The sequence below is a fragment of the Spirochaetota bacterium genome, from assembly GCA_025061835.1.
Classification (GTDB): Bacteria; Spirochaetota; Brevinematia; order DTOW01; family DTOW01; genus SKYB106.
Genome location: JANXAC010000054.1, coordinates 1 through 656 on the forward strand (window position 1 = coordinate 1; position 656 = coordinate 656).

Sequence of the window (656 nt, forward strand, 5' to 3'; positions counted from 1 at the left end):
GGAATTCGGAAGACTGAAAGTATTTTTATCGCATTCTCCCGTTGTGTTTGGATGTAAAGCATTTCTGAGTTTGTTTGTATTTCTTTTACATCCATAGGAACAGGAGAGATAAGGAATTGTAGTTTTTTGTTTTGCTCAAGTTCTCTTTTGATATGTGATTCAAGCCTCTTTAGAACGCTTTCATCAACAAACTCTTTGAAACTAGCAATTAGCGTAAGGTTATTAGTGCTTACATTTGCAATGTTTAACTGAACTATTTTATTGTCAAGGATGATTATATCTATGATTTGTTTTATAACGCTATCTCCGAGTAGAAAACGCTCGTTTCCAGATTCGTTTGGTATTACATTTCTTATATGGATGAGTTCATCGTAGTTAATAGGCGTATCGTTATATGAGACCTTTATTTGCTCGTTAATTTGAATTCGCACCCTAGTAGGTTCTAATGGAACTAAAGCCAGTTTGCCAGCGACATCGGTTTTTAATAGATACGCGTTTCCATTCAATAGAAGATCGTAAGTGATAATTTTAATAAGTTCGCTTCTAGATAGAATGCCTCTATCAAAGACTTCGGCATCAGCACCTCTAATACCCATCTGAACTAAAGCCTCGCAAATCGCCTCAATAGCACTGACAACCCATACATTTTTGAGTGC

The 656-nt window shown here is 36.0% G+C and carries 1 protein-coding gene; it reads right to left on the minus strand.

Features of this window, described 5'->3' with window-relative positions; genetic code table 11:
* Positions 1-656 (minus strand): phage portal protein (locus NZ579_08230; GenBank protein MCS7299923.1); only part of this gene is annotated, 656 nt, incomplete at both ends.